The organism is Halomonas sp. ND22Bw, from assembly GCF_003011945.1.
Classification (GTDB): domain Bacteria; phylum Pseudomonadota; class Gammaproteobacteria; order Pseudomonadales; family Halomonadaceae; genus Halomonas; species Halomonas halophila.
Window position 1 is genome coordinate 1 of the sequence record NZ_PXWD01001940.1, and the last position, 230, is coordinate 230.

A 230-nucleotide genomic window follows, 5' to 3' on the forward strand; every position below is an offset into this window, starting at 1 on the left:
CCTCCCAGAGCGCCAAGGCCTGGGCGTAGGGTTTGTCCGCCTGTTCGGCCAGCCAGTCGGGATCATTCCTCAGGTCGCCGGCCCGGTCGAGCGGATTGCCGGCGAAGATGTTCTGATGGGCCATGCGTCCTTGTAGCTCTTGATTCCGACCGTCGCACCCGTCATATCCCCTTTCGGAGATCGCGGGCGAAGGCTTCGCCAATCTGGTCAGGGCCGGAAGGCAGCAGCCA

At 64.3% G+C, this 230-nt stretch carries 1 other RNA gene; it reads left to right on the forward strand.

Annotated elements, in window-relative coordinates:
- Positions 1–171 precede the first annotated feature (171 nt).
- An RNA gene (ffs, locus tag CVH10_RS25065) (signal recognition particle sRNA small type) lies at positions 172–230 on the forward strand; the annotation flags it as partial.